Origin of the sequence: Azonexus hydrophilus (assembly GCF_001956855.1) — a bacterium.
Taxonomy (GTDB): Bacteria; Pseudomonadota; Gammaproteobacteria; order Burkholderiales; family Rhodocyclaceae; genus Azonexus; species Azonexus hydrophilus_A.
In genome coordinates, this window is record NZ_MTHD01000001.1 from 356,460 (window position 1) to 381,106 (window position 24,647).

Annotated in this window: 15 protein-coding genes; 9 read left to right on the forward strand and 6 right to left on the reverse strand. The window is 62.5% G+C overall.

The window, feature by feature from the left end; translation table 11 throughout:
• Positions 1 to 147: 147 nt before the first annotated feature.
• From gltB to fusA, 6 genes are all read left to right on the forward strand, one after another.
• Positions 148 to 4,785: a glutamate synthase large subunit gene (gltB, locus tag BJN45_RS01765; RefSeq protein WP_076091456.1), complete on the forward strand. Its 4,638-nt coding sequence runs from the start codon at positions 148 to 150 to the stop codon at positions 4,783 to 4,785.
• Positions 4,785 to 6,254, forward strand: a complete 1,470-nt coding sequence (locus BJN45_RS01770; RefSeq protein WP_076091458.1) for a glutamate synthase subunit beta — start codon at positions 4,785 to 4,787, stop codon at positions 6,252 to 6,254. Before gltB ends, BJN45_RS01770 begins: the two co-directional genes overlap by 1 nt.
• 93 nt (positions 6,255 to 6,347) lie before the next feature.
• Positions 6,348 to 7,082 (forward strand): YEATS-associated helix-containing protein, encoded by a 735-nt coding sequence (locus BJN45_RS01775; protein WP_076091460.1) that lies wholly within the window; start codon positions 6,348 to 6,350, stop codon positions 7,080 to 7,082.
• A 39-nt stretch (positions 7,083 to 7,121) separates the two neighbouring features.
• Complete coding sequence (glmU, locus tag BJN45_RS01780; RefSeq protein WP_076091462.1) at positions 7,122 to 8,480, forward strand: bifunctional UDP-N-acetylglucosamine diphosphorylase/glucosamine-1-phosphate N-acetyltransferase GlmU; 1,359 nt, start codon at positions 7,122 to 7,124, stop codon at positions 8,478 to 8,480.
• The gene (locus BJN45_RS01785; RefSeq protein WP_076091464.1) at positions 8,480 to 8,785 is read left to right on the forward strand and encodes a hypothetical protein; all 306 of its coding nucleotides are present in this window, start codon (positions 8,480 to 8,482) and stop codon (positions 8,783 to 8,785) included. The genes glmU and BJN45_RS01785 overlap by 1 nt, the downstream gene beginning before the upstream one ends.
• Before the next feature lie 38 nt (positions 8,786 to 8,823).
• Entirely contained in the window at positions 8,824 to 10,875 is a 2,052-nt protein-coding gene (gene fusA / locus BJN45_RS01790) for an elongation factor G (protein ID WP_076091466.1), read from the forward strand.
• 9 nt (positions 10,876 to 10,884) lie between these two features.
• On the opposite strand, the gene BJN45_RS01795 is transcribed toward fusA, so the two are convergent.
• Both BJN45_RS01795 and BJN45_RS01800 read right to left on the reverse strand, forming a co-directional pair.
• Positions 10,885 to 11,625, reverse strand: a complete 741-nt coding sequence (locus tag BJN45_RS01795; RefSeq protein WP_076091468.1) for a response regulator transcription factor — start codon at positions 11,623 to 11,625, stop codon at positions 10,885 to 10,887.
• Complete coding sequence (locus BJN45_RS01800; protein WP_076091470.1) at positions 11,622 to 13,640, reverse strand: PAS-domain containing protein; 2,019 nt, start codon at positions 13,638 to 13,640, stop codon at positions 11,622 to 11,624. Before BJN45_RS01800 ends, BJN45_RS01795 begins: the two co-directional genes overlap by 4 nt.
• A gap of 276 nt (positions 13,641 to 13,916) precedes the next feature.
• On the opposite strand from BJN45_RS01800, the gene BJN45_RS01805 reads away from it, so the two are divergent.
• From BJN45_RS01805 to BJN45_RS01815, 3 genes are all read left to right on the forward strand, one after another.
• Positions 13,917 to 15,695: an acyl-CoA dehydrogenase C-terminal domain-containing protein gene (locus BJN45_RS01805; RefSeq protein WP_076091472.1), complete on the forward strand. Its 1,779-nt coding sequence runs from the start codon at positions 13,917 to 13,919 to the stop codon at positions 15,693 to 15,695.
• 9 nt (positions 15,696 to 15,704) lie between these two features.
• The gene (locus tag BJN45_RS01810) at positions 15,705 to 17,342 is read left to right on the forward strand and encodes an electron transfer flavoprotein-ubiquinone oxidoreductase (protein WP_240494473.1); all 1,638 of its coding nucleotides are present in this window, start codon (positions 15,705 to 15,707) and stop codon (positions 17,340 to 17,342) included.
• Positions 17,343 to 17,518: 176 nt separating this feature from the next.
• Entirely contained in the window at positions 17,519 to 18,589 is a 1,071-nt protein-coding gene (locus tag BJN45_RS01815; RefSeq protein WP_076091474.1) for a GGDEF domain-containing protein, read from the forward strand.
• Here the strand turns inward: BJN45_RS01815 and BJN45_RS01820 are convergent.
• Genes BJN45_RS01820 through BJN45_RS01840 form a run of 4 tightly spaced genes read right to left on the reverse strand, consistent with a single transcriptional unit; the run spans position 18,586 to position 24,645 of the window.
• On the reverse strand, positions 18,586 to 20,565 hold the full coding sequence (locus tag BJN45_RS01820; protein ID WP_083650726.1) for a bacteriohemerythrin: 1,980 nt from the start codon (positions 20,563 to 20,565) through the stop codon (positions 18,586 to 18,588). The two genes, BJN45_RS01815 and BJN45_RS01820, sit on opposite strands and share 4 nt — an antisense overlap.
• The gene (locus BJN45_RS01830) at positions 20,562 to 22,802 is read right to left on the reverse strand and encodes an ATPase, T2SS/T4P/T4SS family (protein ID WP_076091476.1); all 2,241 of its coding nucleotides are present in this window, start codon (positions 22,800 to 22,802) and stop codon (positions 20,562 to 20,564) included. Before BJN45_RS01830 ends, BJN45_RS01820 begins: the two co-directional genes overlap by 4 nt.
• Complete coding sequence (locus tag BJN45_RS01835; RefSeq protein WP_076091478.1) at positions 22,799 to 24,004, reverse strand: sensor histidine kinase; 1,206 nt, start codon at positions 24,002 to 24,004, stop codon at positions 22,799 to 22,801. Before BJN45_RS01835 ends, BJN45_RS01830 begins: the two co-directional genes overlap by 4 nt.
• On the reverse strand, positions 24,001 to 24,645 hold the full coding sequence (locus BJN45_RS01840; protein WP_076091480.1) for a GTP-binding protein: 645 nt from the start codon (positions 24,643 to 24,645) through the stop codon (positions 24,001 to 24,003). The genes BJN45_RS01835 and BJN45_RS01840 overlap by 4 nt, the downstream gene beginning before the upstream one ends.
• Positions 24,646 to 24,647: the final 2 nt, after the last annotated feature.

Consider the following 24,647-nt stretch of genomic DNA (forward strand, 5'->3'; position numbering starts at 1 on the left):
CGGCGCAGTTGGTTGAATTGCAAGGGGTATATCCGCTACAATCGACGGTTGCCTATTATTTCGTACAGGCCGTAGCGAAGGAATCGTCGCTCGGCTTTTTCATGATTGGCCAGCCTAAAGGCCGAATTAATTGAAGGAACGCGTGTGATGGAATCGGCTGTACCTGATCGGCAGGGTTTGTACGACCCCGCCAACGAGCACGACGCCTGTGGCGTGGGCTTCGTTGCCCATGTCAAGGGTCAGAAGAGTCACGGCATTATCGAGCAGGGTCTGCTGATCCTGAAAAATATCGATCACCGTGGCGCGGTTGGGGCCGATCCGTTGCAAGGCGATGGCGCCGGCCTGCTGATCCAGATCCCGGACTTGTTCTACCGGGAAGAAATGGCGCTTCAGGGCATCGAATTGCCGCCGCTTGGCGAATACGGTGTCGGCATGGTTTTCCTGCCCCAGGAAGCAGCGTCCCGCCACGCCTGCATGGAAGAGATCGAGCGTTCCATCGCTGCGGAAGGCCAGCGCCTGCTTGGCTGGCGTGATGTCCCGGTCAATCGTGACATGCCGATGTCGCCGGTGGTGCGTGCCACCGAGCCGGTGATCCGTCAGGTTTTCGTTGGGCGCGGTCCGGATGTGTTCGTTACCGATGCGCTTGAGCGCAAGCTTTACATCATCCGCCGCCGTGCCGCGAACGCCATCAAGTCGCTGCACCTCAAGCACGGCCAGGAATTCTACGTGCCCTCCTTCTCGGCGCGCACGATCAACTACAAGGGCCTGCTGCTGGCCGATCAGGTTGGCGTGTACTATCTCGACCTGCAGGACAAGCGGACGGTTTCGGCGCTGGCGCTGGTGCACCAGCGTTTCTCGACCAATACCTTCCCGACCTGGGACCTGGCGCATCCGTTCCGCTATATCGCCCATAACGGCGAAATCAATACGGTGCGTGGCAACGTCAACTGGTTCAAGGCCCGTGAACAGGCAATTTCTTCGCCGATCCTCGGCGATGATCTGAAGAAGGTCTGGCCGTTGCATTATCCGGGTCAGTCCGACTCCGCCGCATTCGACAACGCGCTCGAACTGCTGGTCATGGGTGGTGGCTACTCGCTCGCTCAGGCCGTCATGCTGATGATCCCGGAGGCCTGGGAAAAGCATTCGACGATGGACGAGAATCGTCGCGCCTTCTACGAATATCATGCTGCGATGATGGAGCCGTGGGACGGTCCAGCCGCCGTGGCCTTCACCGATGGCCGCCAGATTGGCGCGACGCTCGACCGTAATGGTCTGCGTCCGGCGCGTTACCTGGTGACCGATGACGATTTCGTTGTCATGGCTTCCGAGTCCGGCGTGCTGCCGATTCCCGAGAAGAAGATCGTCAAGAAATGGCGTCTGCAGCCGGGCAAGATGTTCCTGATCGACATGGAGCAGGGCCGCATCATCGACGACAAGGAACTCAAGGATTCGCTGGCCAACGCCAAGCCGTATCGCGAGTGGATCGACAAGATTCGCATCAAGCTCGACGAAGTGCCGCCGGCTGTCGAGTCGTGCAATGCCACCAGCGCCAGCCTGCTTGATCGCCAGCAAGCCTTCGGCTTCACCCAGGAAGACATCAAGGTCATTCTGGAGCCGATGGTCCAGAACGGTGAAGAAGCGACCGGTTCGATGGGGACGGATTCCGCACTGCCGGTGCTGTCGGCGAAGAACAAGACGCTCTACGCCTACTTCAAGCAGTTGTTCGCCCAGGTGACCAATCCGCCGATCGACCCGATCCGTGAGGAACTGGTCATGTCGCTGGTGTCCTTCATCGGGCCGAAGCCGAACCTGCTGAACACCAACGACATCAATCCGCCGATCCGTCTCGAGGTTGCCCAGCCGGTGCTGACCTGTGCCGACATGGAAAAGCTGCGCAATATCGAGAAGTACACCTCGAACAAGTTTCGTTCCTTCGAGCTGGATATCTGCTATCCGGTTGCCTGGGGCAAGGAAGGTATCGAGGCGCGTCTCGCCTCCCTGGCGGCCGATGCGGAAGACGCCGTGCGTTCCGGTGCCAATGTGCTGATCGTTTCCGATCGCAAGCTGGATGCCGAACATGTAGCGATTCCGGCGCTGCTGGCGACTTCCAGCATTCATCAGCACCTGGTCAAGCAGGGGCTGCGCACCAGCGCTGGTCTGGTCGTTGAAACCGGCTCTGCGCGTGAAGTGCATCACTTTGCCCTGCTTGGCGGCTTTGGTGCCGAAGCCGTGCATCCGTTCCTGGCGCTGGAGACGATCGAGTCGCTGGCCAAGGGCGATGCCGAGAAGGCCGACAAGTACGTCAAGAACTTCATCAAGGCGGTTGGCAAGGGTTTGTGCAAGGTCATGTCCAAGATGGGCATCTCGACCTACATGTCCTATACCGGTGCGCAGATTTTCGAAGCCATCGGTCTGAAGAAGGACTTTGTCGAAAAATATTTCACCGGTACGCCGTCGAACATCGAAGGCATCGGTCTGTTCGAAGTTGCAGAGGAAGCCATCCGCATGCACAAGGATGCCTTCTCGGCCGATCCGGTGCTGGCCAGCATGCTGGATGCCGGTGGCGAATACGCCTTCCGCATCCGCGGCGAAGAGCACATGTGGACGCCGGATTCGATCGCCAAACTGCAGCACGCAACGCGTTCGAACAAGTACGAGACCTACAAGGAATACGCCAAGCTGATCAACGACCAGACCAAGCGTCACCTGACGCTGCGCGGCCTGTTCGAGTTCAAGCCGCAGGGTGTCGCGATTCCGCTGGATGAAGTCGAGCCGGCCAAGGAAATCGTCAAGCGCTTTGCGACTGGCGCGATGTCGCTCGGTTCCATTTCGACCGAAGCGCATACGACGCTGGCTGTTGCCATGAACCGTATCGGCGGCAAGTCGAATACCGGCGAAGGCGGTGAGGATGCCAAGCGCTTCCAGCCGCTGAAGGCCGGGCAGACGCTGGCGGAAATCGTCGGTGCGTCGCGCATCGAGCGTGACTACGTATTCAAGGAAGGCGATTCGCTGCGTTCGGCGATCAAGCAGGTTGCTTCGGGACGCTTTGGCGTGACTGCCGAGTATCTGGTCAATGCCGACCAGATCCAGATCAAGATGGCGCAAGGCGCCAAGCCGGGCGAAGGCGGCCAGTTGCCGGGGACCAAGGTCTCCGAATACATCGGCAAGCTGCGTCACTCGGTGCCGGGCGTGACCCTGATCTCGCCGCCGCCGCACCACGACATCTACTCGATCGAAGATCTGGCGCAACTGATCCACGACCTGAAGAATGCCAATTCGCAGGCTTCGATCTCGGTCAAGCTGGTTTCCGAAGTCGGCGTCGGTACGGTGGCCGCCGGTGTTGCCAAGGCCAAGGCCGATCACGTCGTGATCGCGGGTTTTGACGGTGGTACCGGTGCATCGCCGGTGTCGTCGATCAAGCACGCCGGTACGCCGTGGGAACTCGGGCTGTCCGAAACGCAGCAGACGCTGGTGCTGAACCGCCTGCGTTCGCGTATCCGCTTGCAGGTCGATGGCCAGATGAAGACCGGCCGCGATGTCGTCATCGGTGCGCTGCTCGGTGCCGACGAGTTCGGCTTTGCCACGGCGCCGCTGGTTGTCGAAGGTTGCATCATGATGCGCAAGTGTCATCTGAACACCTGCCCGGTCGGCGTTGCGACGCAGGATCCGGAGTTGCGCAAGCGCTTCTCCGGTCAACCGGAGCATGTGGTCAATTATTTCTTCTTCGTTGCTGAAGAAGTACGCGAAATCATGGCCGAACTGGGCATCCGCAAGTTCGACGATCTGGTTGGCCGGGTCGACCTGCTCGACACCCGTCCCGGTATCGAACACTGGAAGGCCAAGGGCCTGGATTTCTCCAAGGTCTTCCACCAGCCGAACGTACCTGCCGATGTGCCGCGGCGCCACACCGAAGGCCAGGATCACGGCCTCGACAAGGCGCTCGACCACAAGCTGATCGAGCAGGCCAGGCCGGCGCTCGAAAAGGGGCAGAAGGTCCAGATCGAGACGAAGATCATCAACGTCAACCGGACCTGCGGCACCATGCTGTCGGGCGAAGTTGCCAAGCGCTACGGCAATGTTGGTCTGCCGGACGACACCATCCACGTCAAGCTGACCGGTACCGCCGGTCAGGCCTTCGGTGCCTTCCTGGCACGTGGCGTGACGCTGGAGCTGACCGGCGAAGGCAATGACTACGTCGGCAAGGGCTTGTCGGGTGGCCGGATCATCATCAAGCCGAGCCCGGACTTCCGCGGTGATACGCAGCACAACATCATCTGTGGCAACACCGTGATGTATGGTGCGACGGATGGCGAGTCCTTCTTTGCCGGCGTCGGTGGTGAACGCTTCTGCGTGCGCAATTCCGGCGGTACTGCGGTGGTCGAAGGTGTTGGCGATCATGGTTGCGAATACATGACCGGTGGCACCGTGGCCGTGCTCGGCATGACCGGGCGGAACTTCGCTGCCGGCATGTCGGGTGGTATCGCCTATGTGCTGGATGAGGATGGCAGCTTCAAGCATCGCTGCAATCTTGCCCAGGTGGCGCTGGAGAAGGTTGTGCCAGCAGGTCGCCATGTTGCTGGTGAGCCGTTGCACGGCAATCAGGCCGACGAGACTCAGCTCAAGGAGCTGATCACCCGTCAAGCCGAATACACCGGCAGTTCAACCGCCAAGCGAATTCTTGCCGACTGGGATGTCTACCGCGAGAAGTTCGTCAAAGTCTATCCGCACGAATACAAGCGCGCCTTGACCGAAATGGCCGCTGCTGCACGGAAGGAGGCCGCATAATGGGCAAGCCGACTGGTTTCATGGAGTTCGAACGTCTCGAAGAGGCTTACGAACCGGTTGAGAAGCGTCTGACGCACTACAAGGAGTTCGTCCAGACCTTGTCCGACGACGCTGCCAAGACACAGGGCGCGCGCTGCATGGATTGCGGCATTCCGTTCTGCAACAACGGTTGCCCGGTAAACAACATCATTCCGGACTGGAATGATCTGGTTTACAAGGGCAACTGGAAGCAGGCGCTGGATGTCCTGCACTCGACCAACAACTTCCCGGATTTTACCGGCCGCATCTGCCCAGCCCCCTGCGAAGCTGCCTGTACGCTGGGCATCAATGCAGCGCCGGTCGGCATCAAGTCGATCGAGCATTTCATCATCGACAAGGGCTGGGAAATGGGCTGGGTCGTGCCGCAACCGGCCAAGACCAAGACCGGCAAGAAGGTTGCCATCGTCGGCTCCGGCCCCGCAGGCATGGCTGCGGCACAGCAGTTGGCACGCGTCGGGCACGCCGTTACGGTGTTCGAGAAGAGCAGCCGGGTGGGCGGTCTGCTCGGCTTCGGCATTCCCGACTTCAAGCTGAACAAGTCGGTGATCGACCGTCGCGTAGCGCAGATGGAAGCCGAAGGTGTGGTCTTCCGCACCAAGGTCATCGTCGGCGACAGGAATCTCCCGGCCGGCATCAACAACGATGCGACCGAGACCATTTCCGCCGAACAGCTGAAGAAGGATTTCGATGCCGTCATCCTTGCTGCCGGTTCTGAAGTTCCGCGCGATCTGCCGGTTCCGGGGCGTGAATACAAGGGTGTTTACGCTGCCCTGGAATTCCTCATCCAGCAGAGCAAGGAAGTCCAGCAGGGCATCAAGAATCCGATCAGCGTCAAGGGCAAGCACGTCATCGTCATCGGTGGCGGCGATACCGGTTCCGATTGCGTCGGCACCAGCTACCGTCACGGTGCGGCGTCGGTGACCCAGTTCGAATTGATGCCGGCACCGCCGGAGCAGGAAAACAAGGCGCTGACCTGGCCGTACTGGCCGCTGAAGATGCGTACTTCGTCTTCCCACAAGGAAGGTGCGACGGTGCGTGAATTCGCGGTGGCGACCAAGGCTTTCGTCGAGGACGGCCAGGGTAATGTCAAGGCACTGAAGGGCGTGCGTGTCGAATGGAAGGACGGCAAGATGAGCGAAGTCGCCGGTTCAGAATTCGAACTGCCGTGCGATGCTGCCTTCCTGGCAATGGGCTTCGTCAATCCGGTCGGCAGCCTGCTCGATGCCTTCGGCGTTGACAAGGATGCCCGTCAGAATGCCAAGGCGACGACCGATGGCGAAGGCTGCTACCGCACCAGCGTCGACGGCGTTTTTGCTGCTGGCGATGTGCGCCGTGGTCAGTCGCTGGTGGTCTGGGCGATTCGCGAGGGCCGTCAGGCTGCCCGTGAGGTTGATGTCTTCCTGATGGGATCGTCGACCCTGCCGCGTTGATTTTCCCCGGACACTGTTGCAAAACCCCGCCGGTTTCGACCCGCGGGGTTTTGTTTGTGTGAAAATGCGGAATCGATCCAAGGGGGGAAACCGATGTCCAACGATTTGCAATCGGCGTTTCAGATCAGCATGCCCAGCGGCGCACTAGACGGTCATATGCTGCTGATTTTTGCCATCATGGTGCTGGCCGGCATCCTCGGTGGCGCCGCCAACTATTTCCTGGCCGAACGCCAGGGTGAGCAGGGTTCCAAAGACTGGATCAAGTATCCGGTTTTCGGCATGGTGGCGGCGTTGACCGTACCATTGTTCCTGAACATGATCTCCAGCACATTGCTTGAAGGCGCGCGGACCAAACCTGTCGACTTCTACGTGTTTGCCGGTTTTTGCCTGATCTACGTGGTGGCCTCGCGCCGGCTGTTCGAGAACATCGTCCAGCGCCTGCTCGGACAGATGGAACAGGTCCGGCGCGATGTCGGTCAGCTCAAGCAGAAACGTGACGAAGCGCCGCTGGTCATGCCGGTCAAGGCCGAGTCCGAACCTGCCAGGGCAGCCGAACCCGATCCGCGCGAAGTGCTGTCGTACAACGACGTGGAAATTCTCCGCGCGCTGGCCGAAGAGCGTTTCGTCTACGGCAATCTGGCCGGTGTCTGCGAGCGTACCGGATTGCCGCGCGATTTCGTCAGCCAGCGTCTGACGGTGATGAAGTCGCTGGGCGTCATCGAAACCCGGATCAACGACAAGAACGTCCTGCACTGGTTCGTATCGACCCGCGGCAAGGCCGTGCTCGATGAACTGGTCGGCGCCCAGGGTGAAAAGCGTTCAGCCTGACAACCGGGCGACCTCAGTCGCCCCAACGACTGCTTAATCATGAACATCGTCATTCTCGCTGCCGGCCAGGGCAAGCGCATGCATTCCAATCTGCCCAAGGTCCTGCACCCGGTTGCCGGCAAGCCGCTGGCCGGGCATGTCATCGATACCGCGCGTGGTCTGGCGCCGGAAAAACTGGTGGTGGTGTATGGCCATGGCGGCAGCGTCGTGCGGTCGACCCTCGCCGCCGACGATATTTGCTGGGCCGAGCAGGCGCAGCAACTGGGGACCGGGCACGCCGTGGCGCAGGCCATCCCGTTGCTCGGGCCGGGCGCGCAGACGCTGGTGCTTTACGGCGATGTGCCGCTGACCACGGCGGCTACGCTGAAACGCCTGTTGCAGGCGGGCCGCGACGGCCTGTCGATCCTTACCGTCGACCTCGCCGATCCGTCTGGTTACGGGCGCATCGTTCGAGATGCTGACGGCAAGGTGCTGTCGATCGTCGAGGAGAAGGATGCCTCGCCAGCGCAGAAGGCGATCCGCGAGGTCAACACCGGGATCATGGCGATCCCGACGGCGCGCCTGGCCGACTGGCTGGGGCGGCTGAAGAACGACAACGCCCAGGGCGAGTACTACCTGACCGACATCGTTGCGCTGGCCGTCGCCGAAGGCTTGCCGGTGCATACCGCGCAGCCGCAGGGCGAGTGGGAAGTGCTCGGCGTGAACAGCAAGGTGCAACTGGCTGAACTGGAGCGCCAGCACCAGCGCAATATCGCCGACGGGCTGCTGGTCGCCGGCGTCCGTCTGGCCGATCCGGCGCGCATCGACGTCCGCGGTGAGCTGAAGCATGGGCGCGATGTCGCGATCGATGTCGGCTGCGTTTTTGAAGGCAGTGTCGAGCTGGGCGATGCCGTCGATGTCGGGCCTTACTGCGTGCTGAAGAACGTCAAGATCGGTGCCGGGACGCGGATTGCCGCGTTCTGCCATTTCGAGGACGCGGTGATCGGCCCGGACGGGGTGCTGGGTCCTTACGCCCGCCTGCGTCCGGGGGCAGAGCTGGGGCCCGAGGTCCATGTCGGCAATTTCGTCGAGATCAAGAAGAGCCGCATCGGCGCGCAGTCGAAGGCCAATCACCTGGCCTACATCGGCGATGCCGAGATCGGCGAGCGGGTCAATGTTGGTGCCGGTACGATCACCTGCAATTACGACGGGGTGAACAAGCACAAGACAGTCATCGAAGACGATGTCTTCATCGGCTCCGACACGCAGCTGGTGGCGCCGGTGACCGTCGGTCGCGGGGCGACGCTCGGCGCCGGTACGACGCTGACCAAAAATGCGCCGCCGGAGGCGTTGACCGTATCACGGGCAAAACAGGTCACGCTGGCCGGCTGGCAGCGACCGCAGAAAGTGAAGAAGTGATGGATATCTGGTTCACCTTGTTCGTCACGCTGGTGGCGCTTGTCGTCGCGGTCGGCGGGGCGCTGCTGCTGGTCGGCTACCTCGGCACGTTGCCGGCGTCGTTCGATCACGGCTGGCGGGTCTGGGTGCCGACCGTCCTGCTGCCGATTGCCGGTCCGTTGTGGTTCGTCCGGCGGCAGTCGCCGGAGTTCAACCGGCCCGGCCTGCAATTGCTGCTCGGGGTCATCCTGCTGGTCATTGCCGGCGCCCTCCTGCTCGGCTTCGGCCCCTATTTTGTCGAACGCATGATGCCGGGCGTAAAATGACCTGAAACGCTTTTCAGCCATAGAGGGAGAACAAGAAAATGTCCGGATATGCTACCGCAGCCCTTCGTTCAATCGCACTTGTCGGCCATGGTGCCGCCGGCAAGACCTCTCTGGCAGAAGCCCTGTTGCATGCGGCGGGCGCGATTCCCGCCAAAGGCAGTATCGACAGGGGCAACACCGTCTGCGACTTCGATCCCCTGGAAAAGGAAGCCGGTCACTCGCTGAATTCTGCGCTGGCCGGCTTTTCCCTTGCCGACACCCGCGTGCATCTGGTCGACACGCCGGGATATCCCGATTTCGCCGGCCCGGCGATTGCCGCGCTGGCCGGCGTCGACACCGCACTGATCGTGATCAATGCCCAGGCCGGCATCGAGGTCATGAGCGAGCGCATGATGCGCCATGCCGGCGAGCGCAAGCTGTGCCGGATGATCGTCATCAACCGCATCGATGCCGACAATCTCGACCTGCCCGGGCTGGTCGCCGACATCCGCGAACGTTTCGGCAAGGAGTGCATGCTGCTCGACCTGCCGGCACATGGCGGCGCCGATGTCGTCGAAGTCCTCGAGCACGTGGCCGGCGATGCCGATTTCGCCTCGGTCGCAGCGGCGCACCGGGCGCTGATCGACCAGATCGTCGAGGAAGACGAAGACCTGCTGGCGCAATACCTGGAAGACGGTGCCGATCCGGCGCTTACCCGCTTGCATGCACCGTTCGAGAAGGCGCTGCGTGAAGGTCATCTGATCCCCATCCTGTTCACTTCGGCCAAGACCGGCGCCGGCATCCGCGAACTGCTGCATGTGTTGACGACGCTGGCGCCGAATCCGGCCGAGGGCAATCCGCCGCCTTTCTTCCGCAGCCAGGCGGGCAACGAGAGCGAAGCTTTCGCCGCCGAACCGGACCCGGAAAAGCATGTGCTGGCGCATGTCTTCAAGGTTGTCGCCGATCCCTACATGGGCAAGATCGGCATCTTCCGCGTGCATCAGGGGACGCTGAAAAAAGACATGCAACTGTTCGTCGGCGACGGCAAGCGGCCGTTCCGGGTAACCCATCTCTATCGCCTGCAGGGCAAGGACAGCATCGAGGTCGAGGCGCTGTTGCCGGGGGATATCGGGGCCATCGCCAAGGTCGATGAAATCGAGTTCGATTGCGTCCTGCACGATTCGCACGACGAGGATCACATCCATCTGGTGCCGCTGGAATTCCCGCGGCCGATGGCCGGGCTGGCGGTCGAGACGAAAAAGAAAGGCGACGAGCAACGCCTGTTCGACATTCTCGGCAAGCTGGCGGCCGAAGATCCGACCTTCATCGTCGAGCGTCATCCGAACAGCAACGAGACGGTCATCCGCGGCCTCGGCGAAATCCACCTGAAATCCAAGCTGGCGCGCATGGCCGCTCAGTACAAGCTGGAAGTCGACACCCGGCCGCCGCGCATTCCCTACCGCGAAACCATCACCGGCCACGCCGAGGCGATGCACCGGCACAAGAAGCAGTCGGGCGGTGCCGGCCAGTTCGGCGAGGTGCATCTGCGCATCGAGCCGAAAGCACGTGGCGAGGGTTTCGAGTTCGTCGATGCGGTCAAGGGCGGCGTCATTCCCGGCGTCTTCATGGCGGCCGTGGAAAAGGGCGTGCGTCAGGCGCTGGACGGTGGCGTCGTTGCCGGCTATCCGGTCGAGGATATCAAGGTCACGGTGTTCGACGGCAAGACGCATGCGGTCGACGGCAAGGAAGTGGCATTTTCCATCGCCGCCCGCAAGGCAACGGTCGACGCCATCCGCAACGCCCGGCCGATCGTGCTCGAGCCGATCGTCAGCATCGAGATCGTCCTGCCGGAAAGCGCCATCGGCGATCTGAGCGGCGATCTGGCCGGTCGGCGCGGCCATATCACCGGTACCGACGGGCGCGGCCACGGCATGGCGGCGATCACCGGTGAAGTGCCGCTGGCCGAACTCAACGACTACCAGTCACGCCTGAAATCGCTGACCGGCGGCCAGGGCAGCTACAGCATCGAGTTCTCCCGCTACGCCGCGGTGCCGCCGAACATCCAGCAGCAACTGGCCAGCCGCTTCCGGCTGCACGACGAGGACGACTGAGGCCAGCCCTCAGGCCGGGGTATCCCCGGTTTTTGGCTCATCCGACCAGTCGACCGCAGCCAGGAAGAGGTAGCCGGCACCGTAGACCGTCTTGATGAACGACGGGCTCTGCGCATCCGGCTCCAGCTTGCGCCGCAGCCGCGAGATGCGGACATCGATGGCGCGGTCGCTGGGGCTGACGTCGCGCGTGCCCATCAGCTTTTCCCGTTGCAGGATGCGGTTCGGATGCCTGACGAAGACCTTCAGCAATTCGGCTTCGGCAGTGCTCAGCAGATGCTCGTCGCCGGCCGGACCTGTCAGCGTGTTGTTGCCGAGGTTGAAGCGCCAGCCGGCGAACGTGGCGGTCTGGCTCGGCGGATCGTCGCTGACGCTTTCGCGCCGGCGCAGGATGCTGCGTACGCGGGCGACCAGTTCGCGCGGTTCGAACGGCTTCAGCATGTAGTCGTCGGCGCCCAGCTCCAGGCCCATCACGCGGTCGCTGACGTGCGCCCGACCGGTCAGGATCATGATGCCGCAGGCGGTCTGCGCGCGGACCCGCTGCATTGCCTCGATGCCGTCCATGTCGGGCAGGCCGAGGTCGATGATGCACAGCGCCGGCGCCAGGTTGCGCAGGCGCCGCAGCAAGTCGCCGCCGCTGCGGCACCACAGTGTGCGGAAGCCGAAATCGGCGAGGACCTGTTCGATGATGCGGGCGACGTCGGGATCATCCTCGACGATGGCGATCAGCTTGCCGCTGTCGTTCTCTTTCATGCCTTCTCCTTGCTGGCCGTGCGCTGCAGGGCGCGGGCCAGATCCTGGCGGACGAAGGGCTTGGCCAGGAGCGGCCAGCTTTCGATCACGCCTTCTTCGTCGGTGTAGCCGCTCATCAGGACGATCTGCATGTGCGGGTAAGCCTGTTGTATCCGTTCGGCCAGTTGCCGGCCGTTGAGTTCGCCCGGCATCAGGATGTCGCTGACGACAATCGCGATGTCGGGAATCTGCGCCACCATGGTCAGCGCCTGGTCGGCGTCTTCCGCCTCGATCACCGGGTGGCCGAGATCGATCAGTTGCTGGCGGACGACGCGGCGGACATTCGGATCGTCTTCGACCAGCAGCACCAGCGCGCCGTTGGCGTCGGGCAGCAGCGGTTCGTCGATCGGCGAACTGGCGGTCGGCGGTGTCGTCTGTGGCAGCACGATGCTCACCCGGGTGCCGTGTCCTGGTTCGCTGTCGATGCGCAGGCCGCCGCCCGACTGGCGGATGAAACCGCAAGCCATCGGCAGGCCGAGGCCGCTGCCCAGGCCGAGGCGCTTGGTCGTGAAGAAGGGCTCGCAGGCGTGGGCCAGCGTCTGTGCATCCATGCCGCAGCCGTTGTCGCTGACGATGACCCGGACGTAATCGCCGGGAGCGACATCGAAGTCGGCGGCATCCGTCGCCAGCGTGCACGGGGCGGCCGAAATTTCCAGCTGGCCGCCGTCGGGCATGGCATCGCGGGCATTCAGGGCGAAGTTGAGCAGGGCGCTTTCGAACTGCGCGGGATCGACGCGGGCATGCAGCAAATTTCCCTCGAAACGGCTGTCGACCGCAATATTTTCCGGCAGCGAACGCCGGATCAGGCGGGTCAGGTCGCCGATCAGCTGGCCGATGTCGACCGCCTGCGGTTCCAGCGGCTGCTGCCGGGAGAAGGTCAGCAGGCGTTTGATCAGTTCGGCGCCGCGGCGGGCGGATTGCAGCGCGGGGGCAACGAAATCGCCGATCGCCGGATCGTCCGGCCGTTGATCCTGCAAGGCTGCCAGATTGCCGATGATGACCGTCAGCAGGTTGTTGAAATCGTGCGCCAGACCGCCGGTCAACTGGCCGATGGCTTCCATTTTCTGCGCCTGCAGCAGCGCGGCCTGCATGCGTTTCTGTTCGGTGATTTCGTAGGAGAAGACAAAGAAACCCAGGGCGCTGCCGTCGCTACCGATCTCCGGAACCAGCGTGCTGCGGGCGAATGCCGGCTGGCCCTGGCGCAACATCCGGTACTCGTAGGTGACCTGCTGTCCGGACAGCGCCTTGCGCACCGAATCGACCACCTGCTCGTACACCTCGGCACCGGTGACCTCGTGCACGGCGCGGCCGGTGACGCTGCCTTCCGGCAAGCCGTACCAGTCCGAGTAGCTCTTGTTGGCGTACTGATAGACCTCGTTGTGATCGACGTAGCCGATCAGGATCGGAATGGTGTCGTTGATCAGCCGCAGGCGGGCTTCGCTGCGCCCGAGCGCGGCGGCGATCCGGGCGTTATCGGCGTTGGCGCGGCGCAGGTTGGCGTTGGCGTTTTCCAGCTGGGCGGTGCGCCGGCGCACGCGTTCGTCGAGCTGGATGTTCTGGTGCTCGGTCAGATGCTCGAGATAACGTTGCTCGGTGATGTCGCTGTACAACGTGACAAAGCCACCATTCGGCAAAGGTTCGCCGCGCAGCAGCAGCAAGCTGCCGTTCGGACGCCGGCGTTCGCGGATGTGGGCCTGGAAATTCCGCGCCTCGGCCAGGCGCTCGGCAACCTGGGCTGCCGGGTCGCCGGGTCCGTATTCGCCGCGTTCGGCGTTGTAGCGGATGAAATCGACGAAGGGTGTGCCGACGCGGGCCAGGCTGGCCGGGAAGTCGAGTAGTTCGAGAAACGGGCGATTCCAGGCAACCAGCCGCAACTCGCCGTCGAACACGCTGATGCCCTGGTCGAGCAGGTCCAGGCCGGCCTGCAGCATGTCCTGGCAGCGTGAGGGATCGGCAGTGGGTGGGAAATGCGGCATCGCAGGATTCTAGATCAAGCGGGTACGGGTGTTCGAGTGTGCAATGATTCGTTACATTGCACCAATAGTTGCGCAAGAGTGTTCTGCGATGCTTCGGCCAACAAAAAAGAATGCTTGCGTAAAAGGAGAACAGCACTCCAGCAAGTGTCGAGAGGAGATAGGCCGGGCCATCAGGTCCGGCCATCCTTTTCAGTCAATTTCGTAGTCGGGCCCGCGCGAGGCGGGCATCCGGACGTCTGTCCACCGGACGTCGCCTACCCTGAAAGGAAGCTGTAAATGAGTACTTACATTGCCCCGCTGCGCGACATGCAGTTCATTCTCAACGACGTGGCCGGTCTGGACGAAATTTGCGCCCTGCCGGGGAACGAGGAATGTTCGGTCGATCTGGTCGAGTCCATTCTCGACGAAGCTTCCAAGTTTGCCACCGGCGTGCTCGATCCGATCAACCGCGCCGGCGACACCGTCGGTTCCGTCTGCAAGGATGGCGTGGTGACCACCGCACCCGGCTTCAAGGATGCCTACAAGCTGTTCTGCGAGACCGGCTGGAACGCCATGCCCTTCTCGCCGGAATTCGGCGGTCAGGGATTGCCGGCGGTCGTCACGATGGCGGTCAATGAAATGTGGAAGTCGGCCAACATGGCCTTCGCGCTGTGTCCGATGCTCACCGGCGGCGCCATCGAGGCGATCGCCCACCATGCTTCGGATGAACTGAAACAGAAATACCTGCCGAAGATGGTCGAAGGCACCTGGTCCGGGACGATGAACCTGACCGAACCGGCCGCCGGCTCCGATCTCGCCGCCATCTCGACCAAGGCCAAGGCGGTCGGCGACGGCACCTATCTGGTCAGCGGCACCAAGATCTTCATCACCTGGGGCGAGAACGACTGCGCCGAAAACATCATCCACCTGGTACTCGCCCGTCTGCCGGACGCGCCGCCGGGACTGAAGGGCATCTCGCTGTTCCTGGTGCCGAAGTTCCTGGTCAATGACGACGGTTCGCTGGGCCAGCGCAACGACCTGATCTGCGCCTCAATCGAACACAAGATGGGCATCCACGGCAGCCCGACGGCGGTGATGTCCTACGGCGAGAAGGAAGGCGCCGTCGGCTACCTGATCGGCGAGGAAAACAAGGGCATCGGCTACATGTTCACGATGATGAACCACGCCCGCGTCAATGTCGGCCTCGAAGGCGTCGGCATCGCCGAGCGCGCCTACCAGCATGCGCTGTGGTACGCCCGCGAACGCATCCAGGGGGCGATCGTCGGCGACAAGTCCGGCGTCAAGAAACCGATCCTGCATCACCCGGATGTCCGCCGTCTGCTGATGGACGTCAAGGCGCGTACCGAGGCGATGCGTACGCTGGCCTACTACGCCGCTGCCCAGATCGACAAGGCACATGCCGGCGATGCCGTCGCCCAGGCCCGCATCGACCTGCTGACGCCGGTGGTCAAGGGCTGGAGCACCGAGCAAGGGGTTGAACTGTCGTCCGCTGCGCTGCAGGTCTTCGGCGGCGTCGGCTTCATCGAGGAAACCGGTGCCTGCCAGTACTACCGCGATTCGCGCATCACCACCATCTACGAAGGCACGACGGCGATCCAGGCGAACGACCTGGTCGGCCGCAAGCTGGCCCGCGAGAAGGTGCCGGGCGCCGGCATGAAGGCGATGCTGGCCGAAATCAACGCAACCGCCGCCGAACTCGCCGGCAATCCGTCATTGGCGAATATTGCGGTCAACCTGAAAAACGGGGCAAATTCGCTGTCGACCGCAACTGACTGGGTCATTGCCAACTACGAGAGCAATCCGCAGGCCGTGCACGCCGGTTCGGTGCCCTTCCTCCACCTCACCGGCATCGTTGCCGGCGGCTGGCTGATGGCCAAGTCGGCAGCCATCGCCGCGCAGCGTATTGCTGCCGGTGACAGCGATGCCTTCTACCAGGCCAAGCTGGCAACCGCCGAATACTTCGCCACGCACCGCCTGCCGTTCGCGGCGGCTTACGCCAGCGAAGTCACCGGTGGCGCGGCGGCGGTATTCGGCTTGCCGGAAAACCTTTTCTAAGGCGCCATCATGCGGACTGATCGCGATGCGATGGAATACGATGTCGTGATCGTCGGCGGCGGCCCTTCGGGGCTGTCGGCGGCGATCCGCGTCAAGCAACTGGCGGCCAAGGCCGGTCGTGAAGTTTCGGTGTGCCTGCTGGAAAAGGGCTCGGAAATCGGGGCTCACATCCTCTCCGGCGCCGTCATCGAAACCCGGGCGCTGGCCGAACTGTTCCCGGACTGGCAAGAGCGCGGCGCGCCGCTGAACACGCCGGCCGCCGAGGACCGTTTCCTGTTCCTCACCGAGGGCGGCTCGTTCAAGCTGCCGACGCCGCCGCAGATGGCCAACCACGGCAACTATATCGTCAGCCTGGGCAACTTCTGCCGCTGGCTCGGCGAGCAGGCGGAAGCGCTCGGCGTCGAGATCTATCCGGGTTTCGCTGCCGCTGAAGTCCTCTACCACGAGGATGGCTCGGTCAAGGGCGTTGCCACCGGCGATCTCGGCATCGGCAAGGACGGTCAGCCCGGCCACAACTTCCAGCCGGGCATGGAACTGATCGCCCGCCAGACGATTTTTGCCGAAGGCTGCCGCGGTTCCTTGACCGGCCAGCTGTTCGAGCGCTTCAAGCTGCGCGATGGCGCCGATCCGCAGACCTACGGCATCGGCATCAAGGAATTGTGGGAAATCGATCCGGCGAAGCATCAGCCGGGCCTGATCGTGCACTCGGTCGGCTGGCCGCTGGCCAACGACACCTACGGCGGCTCCTTCCTGTATCACCTGGAAAACAACCTGGTCGCCGTCGGCTTCGTCGTCGGCCTCGACTACAAGAACCCCTGGCTGTCGCCGTACGAGGAATTCCAGCGCTACAAGACGCACCCGGCGATTCGTGGCTTCTTTGAAGGTGGCCGGCGCATTTCCTATGGTGCCCGGGCGCTGTCCGAAGGCGGCATCCAGTCGGTGCCGAAACTGACCTTCCCCGGTGGCCTGCTGGTTGGCGACACCGCCGGCTTCCTCAATGTGCCGAAGATCAAGGGCACGCACATGGCCATGCAGTCAGGCCTGCTTGCTGCCGATGCCGTTTTTGCCCTGCTGGAAAAGGAAGACTGGGGCATGGAAGCGGTCGAATACAGCGGGCAACTGAAGAAGAGCTGGCTGTGGGACGAACTGCACGGCGTGCGCAACATCCGTCCGGCGTTCAAGTGGGGCTTGTGGGGTGGCCTGGCTTACGGCGCGCTCGACACCTTCGTGTTCCGCGGCAAGGCGCCGTGGACCATGGGGCATCACGACGATCACAGCCAGCTTGGCTACAAGACGGCCTACGCGAAGATCGATTACCCGAAGCCGGATGGCAAGCTGACTTTTGACCGCCTGTCGTCGGTTTTCCTGTCGGCGACCAACCATGAGGAAAACCAGCAGTGCCACTTGCGCCTGAAGGACGAGTCGGTGCCGGTGTCGCTCAATTACGCGAAGTACGGTGCGCCGGAAACGCGTTACTGCCCGGCCGGCGTCTACGAAATCCTCGGTGAGGACGAAGGCCAGCCGCGACTGCAGATCAACGGCCAGAACTGCCTGCACTGCAAGACCTGCGATATCAAGGACCCGACCCAGAATATCGTGTGGACGGTGCCGGAGGGCGGTGGCGGGCCGAATTACCCGAACATGTAAGCGTACTCTGCGTAAGAGACCAGGGAGAACAGCAAACGACTTGGATCTCTTTCCTTTCGGGGCCTTCGGGCCCCTTTTTTTGTGTCATTTTTTACAAAAATTGATCAATCGATCGATGCCGGGGATTAAGATACGAACCCGGTCATAAGCAGGCAATAAAGGCCTTGAAAATGCGCATGTTGAACAACCCCAGCCAACTTCGGGTGCCAGGCCTGCTTGGCAAACTCGGGGTGATGACTTCGATCCGTGATACCGAGCTGCTCGAGCAAAGCCTGTTGCGTACGCTGGGGCCGCTGCTCGGTGTTCTCGACACCTCGCTGTACCGGCTCGACGATGGCCAGTTGCTGGCGCGCGTCATCCACTATCATCGTTCCAAGGTGGTGGATGGTGACGGGGTTGCGCGCATGGTCGAGCGCATCGAGGAAATCGTCCAGCTATCCGAAGTGCCGCCTGAAGTCATTGCCCTGACCGAGAATGTTCGTCTGCTCGGCAAGCCGTGCACGCGCGCGCTCGATGGCCAGATGCTGATTGCCTATCCGTTGCTGGGAGGCGATGAAGTGTGCGGTTACTTCGTTTTCCAGCGTGACCGGGAGGCGTCACCAAACGAAGATGCGACGATACGTGGCGTCCTCGAAGTGTTCTCGAATTACTACGCGCTGCTCGATGTCAGCCAGCGTGACCGGCTGACCGGCCTGCTCAACCGCCAGGCGCTGGAAAACAATTTCGAGCGCATCTGGTCGGCAATGGTTCGTCCCGATGCCTTCAACGAGCGCGAAGACGGTCGGCGCAGCCAGTTGCCCGACAAGTTCTGGCTGGCAGTCATCGACATTGACCATTTCAAGCGGATCAACGATACCTTCGGCCACATGGTCGGTGACGAGATCCTGTTGCTGGCTGCGCGCCTGATGCAGACCACCTTCCGTTCTTCGGACCTGCTTTACCGCTACGGCGGCGAAGAATTCGTCGCCATCATCTCGGCCGAGAACGAGGCGATTGCCCGGAATGTCTTCGAGCGTGTGCGCCTGGCCATCGAGGCGCACATTTTCCCGCGGATCGAGGCGTTGACCGTAAGTATCGGCTACGCCGAGGTCGATGCCACGATCCTGCCGGTCGAGGTTCTCAGCCGTGCCGATCGCAGTCTCTACCAGGCGAAGCAGGACGGGCGGAACCGGGTGTACGATTTCCACGAACTGGTCGAACGCGGCACTTTCGCCAATCCGACCTACGGCGACGCCGAGCTTTTCTAGTCGTTGGCGGGGGCGTCGATGGGCAGCCAGATGCGGAAGCAGGTGCCCTTGCCCGGTTCGCTGCGCACATCCACCCGGCCATGATGTTTCTTGACGATGATGTCGTAGGAAATCGACAGCCCGAGACCGGTTCCCTTGCCGACCGGTTTGGTCGTGAAGAAGGGTTCGAAGATGCGATGCCGGGTTTCTTCGCTCATCCCGCTACCGGTGTCCTCGATTTCAAACCAGACATGATCGCGCTCAAGTCCTGAACGGACGAAAATCTTGCCGCGTTCGGGAATGGCCTGGGCGGCATTGACCAGCAGGTTCATGAAGACCTGGTTCAACTGTGCCGGAACGCAGTCGATCTCTGGAATTTCGCCAAGTTCGATGATGACGTCGGCTTTGTATTTCAGTTCGTTGCGCACGACATTGAGCGTGCTGTGCAATGCGGCATTGAGATCGGCGCGCTGCCGCTCGGCCTGATCTACGCGGGAAAAATCCTTCAGGTCCTGGACGATGCGTGTGACCCGGTCGAGCCCTTCCTGCGATTCCGCCAGCAGCGACGGCAGATCTTCCCGCAGGAACTCCAGGTCGGCCTGGCGCTTTGCCTCGGCAATTGCCGCCGCTTGACCGGATTCGTAGGCATCGATCAGGTGCAGCAGATTGGTCGTGTAGGTTTTCAGCGAGCCCAGGTTGGAATTGACGAAACCGATCGGGTTGTTGATTTCGTGGGCGACGCCGGCAGCCAGTTGGCCGATCGCCGCCATCTTCTCCGATTGCAGCAACTGTTGCTGGGCTTCCTCGATCTTGCGCAGCAGGTTGGTCAGCTCCTCGTGTTCCTTTGCCAGTTGCTGGTTGGCCCGTGCCAGTGCCTGCGTACGGCTTTCCACCTGGGCTTCCAGTTGCCCCTGGTATTGCAGCAACTGTTCTTCGGCCAGGCGACGCTCGGTGACATCCTGCAGGGTTTCGATGGCACCGATGATCTTGCCGTCACTGTCGCGGATGGGGGCTGTGGTGAAGAACAGCCAGCGGCCGCTGCTGCCGAGATGCGGGAAGAAGCTCTCGGCCTCGAAGGCGTCGGCGATGGTTTTCGAGCGCCGGAAAAGGTTGTGGTAATAGTTGTCGAAACGTTCCTCCAGGCTGCCGTCGACGATCAGGTCGGCCATGATCGGGCGCGATTCCGGGTAGAAAGCCTTCCACTGGTCCCAGGTGCCAACCATCTGTTCCGCCGGCAGGCCGCTGATTGCAGCGCAGGCCTTGTTCCAGTGGGTGATGCGGTGGCTGGCATCGATCACCAGTGTCGGCACCGGGTCACCATCGATGATCTGGGAGAGGAACAGCTGCAGGTTGCGGCGGGAATCGCTGGCCCGTTTGTGCTCCGACTCTAGTAGCTTGCGGTTGCTTTCCTTCAGGGCGTTGGTGCGTTCGACGACCTTGCCCTCAAGATTGCGGTTCAGTTCCGTCAACGCATCGTTACGCGTGCTGATGATGCGGTACAACGCAGCCATGGCGTCGAGCATGCTGGAGGTTGCCGGATCAGTGGCGTGCTGTGCCTCTTCCTCGTAGGCGGTCTGGGCGCTGGTGCCGGCGCGGATACGGGCGATCTGGCGGGCCATTGCCTTGTCCATGCCGAGAATGTGCTGGGCCAGCCAGCTGGTCAGATAGTTCAGCAACTGCTCCAGTTCGACGCTGCCATCCGGCATTGCGCGCAATTTGCTCACCTGCTCGGCGAAGCTGCGATGGATGGCCGTGTGCCTGGCAGTGAAGCGCGGATCGCAGCCGCTGGCGACCATCAACTCTTCTTCATGGGCAAAGTGCACGACGGCGTATTGCACAAGCTGGTCGAGCACGCCGGCGACGGTTGCCGTATCGGCGTACTTCGACTGCAGTTCGATGATCGTGTTGATCAGGCGCACCAGTTCCTGGTGCTCGCCGTCGACGAGGGTTTCTCCCGTCACGTAGCGCTGGTCCCAGACGAAGGCGTCCATGGTCATTCCTCTCCTGCCTGCGGGCCGAGCACACGCAGGACTTCCTCGAAAGTGGTGGCGCCGGCGGCGATGCGTTCGGCGGCGTGGTGGGCGATGTTGCGCAGCCCCTTCTGGCGGACCAGGCGGCGGATTTCCAGGATGCTGGCGCTGCTGCCGATACGGTCGCGCAGGTCATCGTCGAGCGTCAGCACCTCGTAGATGCCGACACGGCCCTTGTAGCCGCTGCCGTGGCAATGGTTGCAGCCGGCGCCGTGGCTGGTTTCCACGATGCTGGAAAAGACGCCGCCGAGGCGGGCCCGCAGCATCGGGTCAGCAGCCCTGGTTGTACTGCATTCGGGACAGACACGGCGGACCAGGCGCTGGGCGATGATGCCTTCCAGGGCGGTGGCGATGACATAGGGTTTCAGACCGAGATCGAACAGGCGGGCGATGGTGGCAATGGCCGAGTTGGTGTGCAGCGTCGAATAGACGAGGTGGCCAGTCAGCGCTGCGTGAAAGGCGACTTCCGCAGTTTCGAAATCGCGTATCTCGCCGAGCAGGATGACGTCCGGGTCCTGGCGCAGCAGCGAGCGCAGCACGGCCGGAAAGGTCAGGCCGATCTTTTCCCGGATCAGCACCTGGCCGGCCATGTCGAGGTAGTACTCGACCGGGTCCTCGATCGTCACGTAGTTCTTTTCCGGGGTCGCATCGTGCTGCAGCAGTGAGTACAGCGTCGTCGTCTTGCCGCTGCCGGTCGGGCCGGTGGCGAGGATGATGCCTTGCGGTCTGGCCACCATGTCGGCGACACGGCGCTGGTCGCTGGCGGCAAAACCGAGCCGGTCGAGCGAGTGCACCGCAGCATTGCGGTCGAGGATGCGCATGACGATTTTTTCGCCATTGATCGTAGGCAGCGTCGAGATGCGCAGGTCAACCATGCGCATCGGGGTCTTCACCGTGATTCGTCCGTCCTGCGGCCGCCGGCGTTCGGAAATGTCGAGCTCGGCCATGATCTTCAGCCGCGACACCAGCGACTGATGCAACTGGTGCGGGATCTGGATCTTGTCGGTGAGCACGCCGTCGATGCGGTAACGGACGACGACGCTCTTGGTTCTCGGCTGGATGTGTATGTCCGACGCGCCCAGGCGAATGGCTTCGAGAATGATCGCATTGGCCAGACGAATGGCCGGTGGCGCCTCGGTGTCGCGCAGCAGGTCTTCAAGGCGGGCATCGTCGCTGTCCTCGATGACGATCTCGATGCCTTCGTACGGATCGGGAGAACCGACCAGGGTTTCCAGATCCTTGAAATCGACGTCGTCGCCGCCGTAGATTTCGTTGATCTTCTTGCGGATCGCAGCGACATCGGCAGTTACTGCGTCGATGTCGAGGCCGGCGGTGAAGCGGACTTCGTCGATCAGGCCCTCGTCGAGCGGATCGGCCATGGCCAGCAGCAGGCGGCGTCCCTGCAGTTTCAGCGGCACCACCAGTTGCCGGCTGCAGAAGCTGTGCGGAATCAATTCGGTCAGCGCGCTGTCGACCTGGAACTCCGGCAACTGCACCTCGTCGATCAGCATTTCGCTCTTCAGCAATTGCCGGATGCGCCTTTCCGGGACCCAGTCCTTTTCCAGCAGCAGGACGATCAGTGATTCCTTGCGCCGCTCCTGGAGCTGGCTGAGTTCCTGCAGTTGCGCGGAGGACAGCAGGTTCTGCTTGTGCAGCATGATGCCCAGGCGGCTGCGGTTCGACGCGGCGAGGCGGGAAAGCGCCGATATCTCCTTGCTCTTCTTGTCGTTCTCGGCCTTCAGCGCGCGATTGCGGCTGATCAGGTCGTGCTGTTCGAGGGCCAGGGCGACCGTGATGCGCAGGTCGTCGTCGTTCCAGGGTTTGAGAATGAACTTGTAGACGGCCCCCTCGTTGATTGCCCCCATCACCGCATCAGTGTTGGCATGGCCGGTGAGCATGATGCGGATGGTGTCCGGCGAGCGCTGCTTGACCTCGCGCAGGAAGCGGGCGCCATCCATGCCGGGCATCATGAAGTCGCTGATCACCAGATGGAAGCTGCCTTCGGCCATGCGTTGCAGGCCTTCCTCGCCGTTTCCGGCAGTGACCACCTCGTAGTTTTCCTGGCGGAAGACGCGGCTCAACGCGCGCACGATGCCTGGCTCGTCATCGACCAGCAGCAGGCGGTAGCGCGGTGGTGTCAGATGGCTTGCCGGGGCCTGGGGGGCAGGGGTCTTGCCGGTGAACAGGGCTGAATAATCGGTCATGGCGGGGCCGGAAAGGTCATCGTGACGGTGGTGCCGGCATCCGGCTGGCTGCTCAGCGAAACTGTTCCACTGTGCGCGAGGATGATGCTGCGGGCGGTGGACAGTCCGAGGCCGACGCCATGGCCGACCGGTCGCGTGGTGTAGAAAGGTTCGAAGGCATGCTCGATCTGCTCCGGGCGCATGCCGATGCCGGTGTCGTGAATGCGGATGTACAGTCCGCTCACCGTGGCTTCCGAACTGACCTTGATGGTACCGGGCTGGCCACTGTCGGTGATCGCCTGCATGGCATTGCGCAGAATGTTGAACAGCGCCTGCTTGAGATGGCCGGGCAGGCAGACGATGGACGGCAGCGGCAGCAGGTCGAGTTGCAGGCTGATGCCGGCGGGCAGCTGGGCTTCAATGACGGCTGCTGCCTGGCGGATGCAGTCGTTGGGATCGGTGAACGCCTCGCTGGCGCGGTCGACATTGGAAAAAGCCTTCAAATCGCCAACGATGCGGGCAATACGCTCAAGCCCCTGATCGCTCTCGCGCAGCAGGTCGCCGCCATCTTCCACCAGGAAATCGAGATCCAGTTCCTGCCAGGCTGCCAGATCAGCGCTCAGGCGCCCGCGCAACGCAGCGAACTGTGTCAGGTAGCGCTGGAAGCTGGCCAGGTTGCTGCGCACGAAGCCCAGCGGGTTGTTGATTTCATGGGCCATGCCGGCAGCGAGCTGGCCGACTGACGCCAGTTTTTCCGCTTCGTAGAGCATCTGCTGGCGCTCTTCCAGTTGCGCCACCTGTGCCTTGACGCGCGCATCGAGTTCAGCGGCGAGCTTGCGGTAACGGGCTTCCGATTCAAGCAGGTGGGCATGTTCCCGCTTCAGCGATTCGAAATCCTCGGCGATGGCTTCAAGGTGCAGCGCCGATGCCATGCGGAAGCGGACCTGGGCGCGCAGCACGGCGTGCAGCAATTCGCCGGCAGCAGCGAGTTGCCGGTCGTCGGCACTGGCACTGTGGAGGATGGCCACCGGTTCCAGTTCGAGGGCGATGGCCTGGCGTCGGGCAGTCGGTGCAATGTGGCCGAGCAGCGGCTGCCCGTTGCCGTCGGCGATGGCGCAGTCACCGCCAAGGAGGCTGGCGAGGGCTGCGCCGAGGCGGCTCAGTTGCGCGCTGTCGAGCAGTTCGCCAAGTTGCCATTCGCGGTCGAAGCCGGACGGATTCATGCTTGCCCCAGCAAACCTGCGACAAAAGCCGCTTCACTCAGGCCATGTTGTTCGGCCAGGGCGTACTCGGCATTCTGGCGCCGGTAGAGCAGGGCCAGCAGGGTGGCGAAACTTTCGCGTACGCCCAGCCCGTTCAGTGCCGAGGCAAATTGCAGCGGCCACGGGGTGCTGCCCCAGCGGCTACGGATTTCGGCTTCGGGGACGGCCGTCGGCAGGTCGCATTTGTTGAACTGGACAAGCAGCGGCAGGTGTTCGATGTCGATGCCGACGCGGGCGCAGTTTTCGGTCAGGCTGCGGAAAGACTCGGCATTGTTGGTTTCCTGGTTGCGCTGGTTGTCGGCGATGAAGGCAACGCCATCTGCCCGCGACAGCACGGCCTTGCGTGTGCCGTCATGAGCGACCTGACCAGGCACGGTAAACAAGCGGCACTTGATCAGCAGGCCGGAAGGGGCGCGAAAGCCGAGGGGCAGCAGGTCGAAGAACAGCGTGCGGTCGTCCTGTGTCTCCATGGTCATCACCTCGCCCTTCAATTCCGGCGCCAGCAGATCATGCAGGCGCAGGAGATTGGTCGTCTTGCCGCTTTGCGCCGGGCCGTAATAGACCAGCTTGAAACTCAGGCGCTTGTCGTCCAGTTCGGGCATGC

Coding starts and splice junctions, on each gene's coding strand:
- BJN45_RS01830 (WP_076091476.1), bottom strand. CDS start 22,802: ATGACCGATTATTCAGCCCTGTTCACCGGCAAGACCCCTGCCCCCCAG.
- BJN45_RS01805 (WP_076091472.1), top strand. CDS start 13,917: ATGAGTACTTACATTGCCCCGCTGCGCGACATGCAGTTCATTCTCAAC.
- BJN45_RS01800 (WP_076091470.1), bottom strand. CDS start 13,640: ATGCCGCATTTCCCACCCACTGCCGATCCCTCACGCTGCCAGGACATG.
- BJN45_RS01785 (WP_076091464.1), top strand. CDS start 8,480: ATGGATATCTGGTTCACCTTGTTCGTCACGCTGGTGGCGCTTGTCGTC.
- BJN45_RS01840 (WP_076091480.1), bottom strand. CDS start 24,645: ATGCCCGAACTGGACGACAAGCGCCTGAGTTTCAAGCTGGTCTATTAC.
- BJN45_RS01775 (WP_076091460.1), top strand. CDS start 6,348: ATGTCCAACGATTTGCAATCGGCGTTTCAGATCAGCATGCCCAGCGGC.
- BJN45_RS01810 (WP_240494473.1), top strand. CDS start 15,705: ATGCGGACTGATCGCGATGCGATGGAATACGATGTCGTGATCGTCGGC.
- BJN45_RS01770 (WP_076091458.1), top strand. CDS start 4,785: ATGGGCAAGCCGACTGGTTTCATGGAGTTCGAACGTCTCGAAGAGGCT.
- glmU (WP_076091462.1), top strand. CDS start 7,122: ATGAACATCGTCATTCTCGCTGCCGGCCAGGGCAAGCGCATGCATTCC.
- gltB (WP_076091456.1), top strand. CDS start 148: ATGGAATCGGCTGTACCTGATCGGCAGGGTTTGTACGACCCCGCCAAC.
- BJN45_RS01815 (WP_076091474.1), top strand. CDS start 17,519: ATGTTGAACAACCCCAGCCAACTTCGGGTGCCAGGCCTGCTTGGCAAA.
- fusA (WP_076091466.1), top strand. CDS start 8,824: ATGTCCGGATATGCTACCGCAGCCCTTCGTTCAATCGCACTTGTCGGC.
- BJN45_RS01795 (WP_076091468.1), bottom strand. CDS start 11,625: ATGAAAGAGAACGACAGCGGCAAGCTGATCGCCATCGTCGAGGATGAT.
- BJN45_RS01820 (WP_083650726.1), bottom strand. CDS start 20,565: ATGACCATGGACGCCTTCGTCTGGGACCAGCGCTACGTGACGGGAGAA.
- BJN45_RS01835 (WP_076091478.1), bottom strand. CDS start 24,004: ATGAATCCGTCCGGCTTCGACCGCGAATGGCAACTTGGCGAACTGCTC.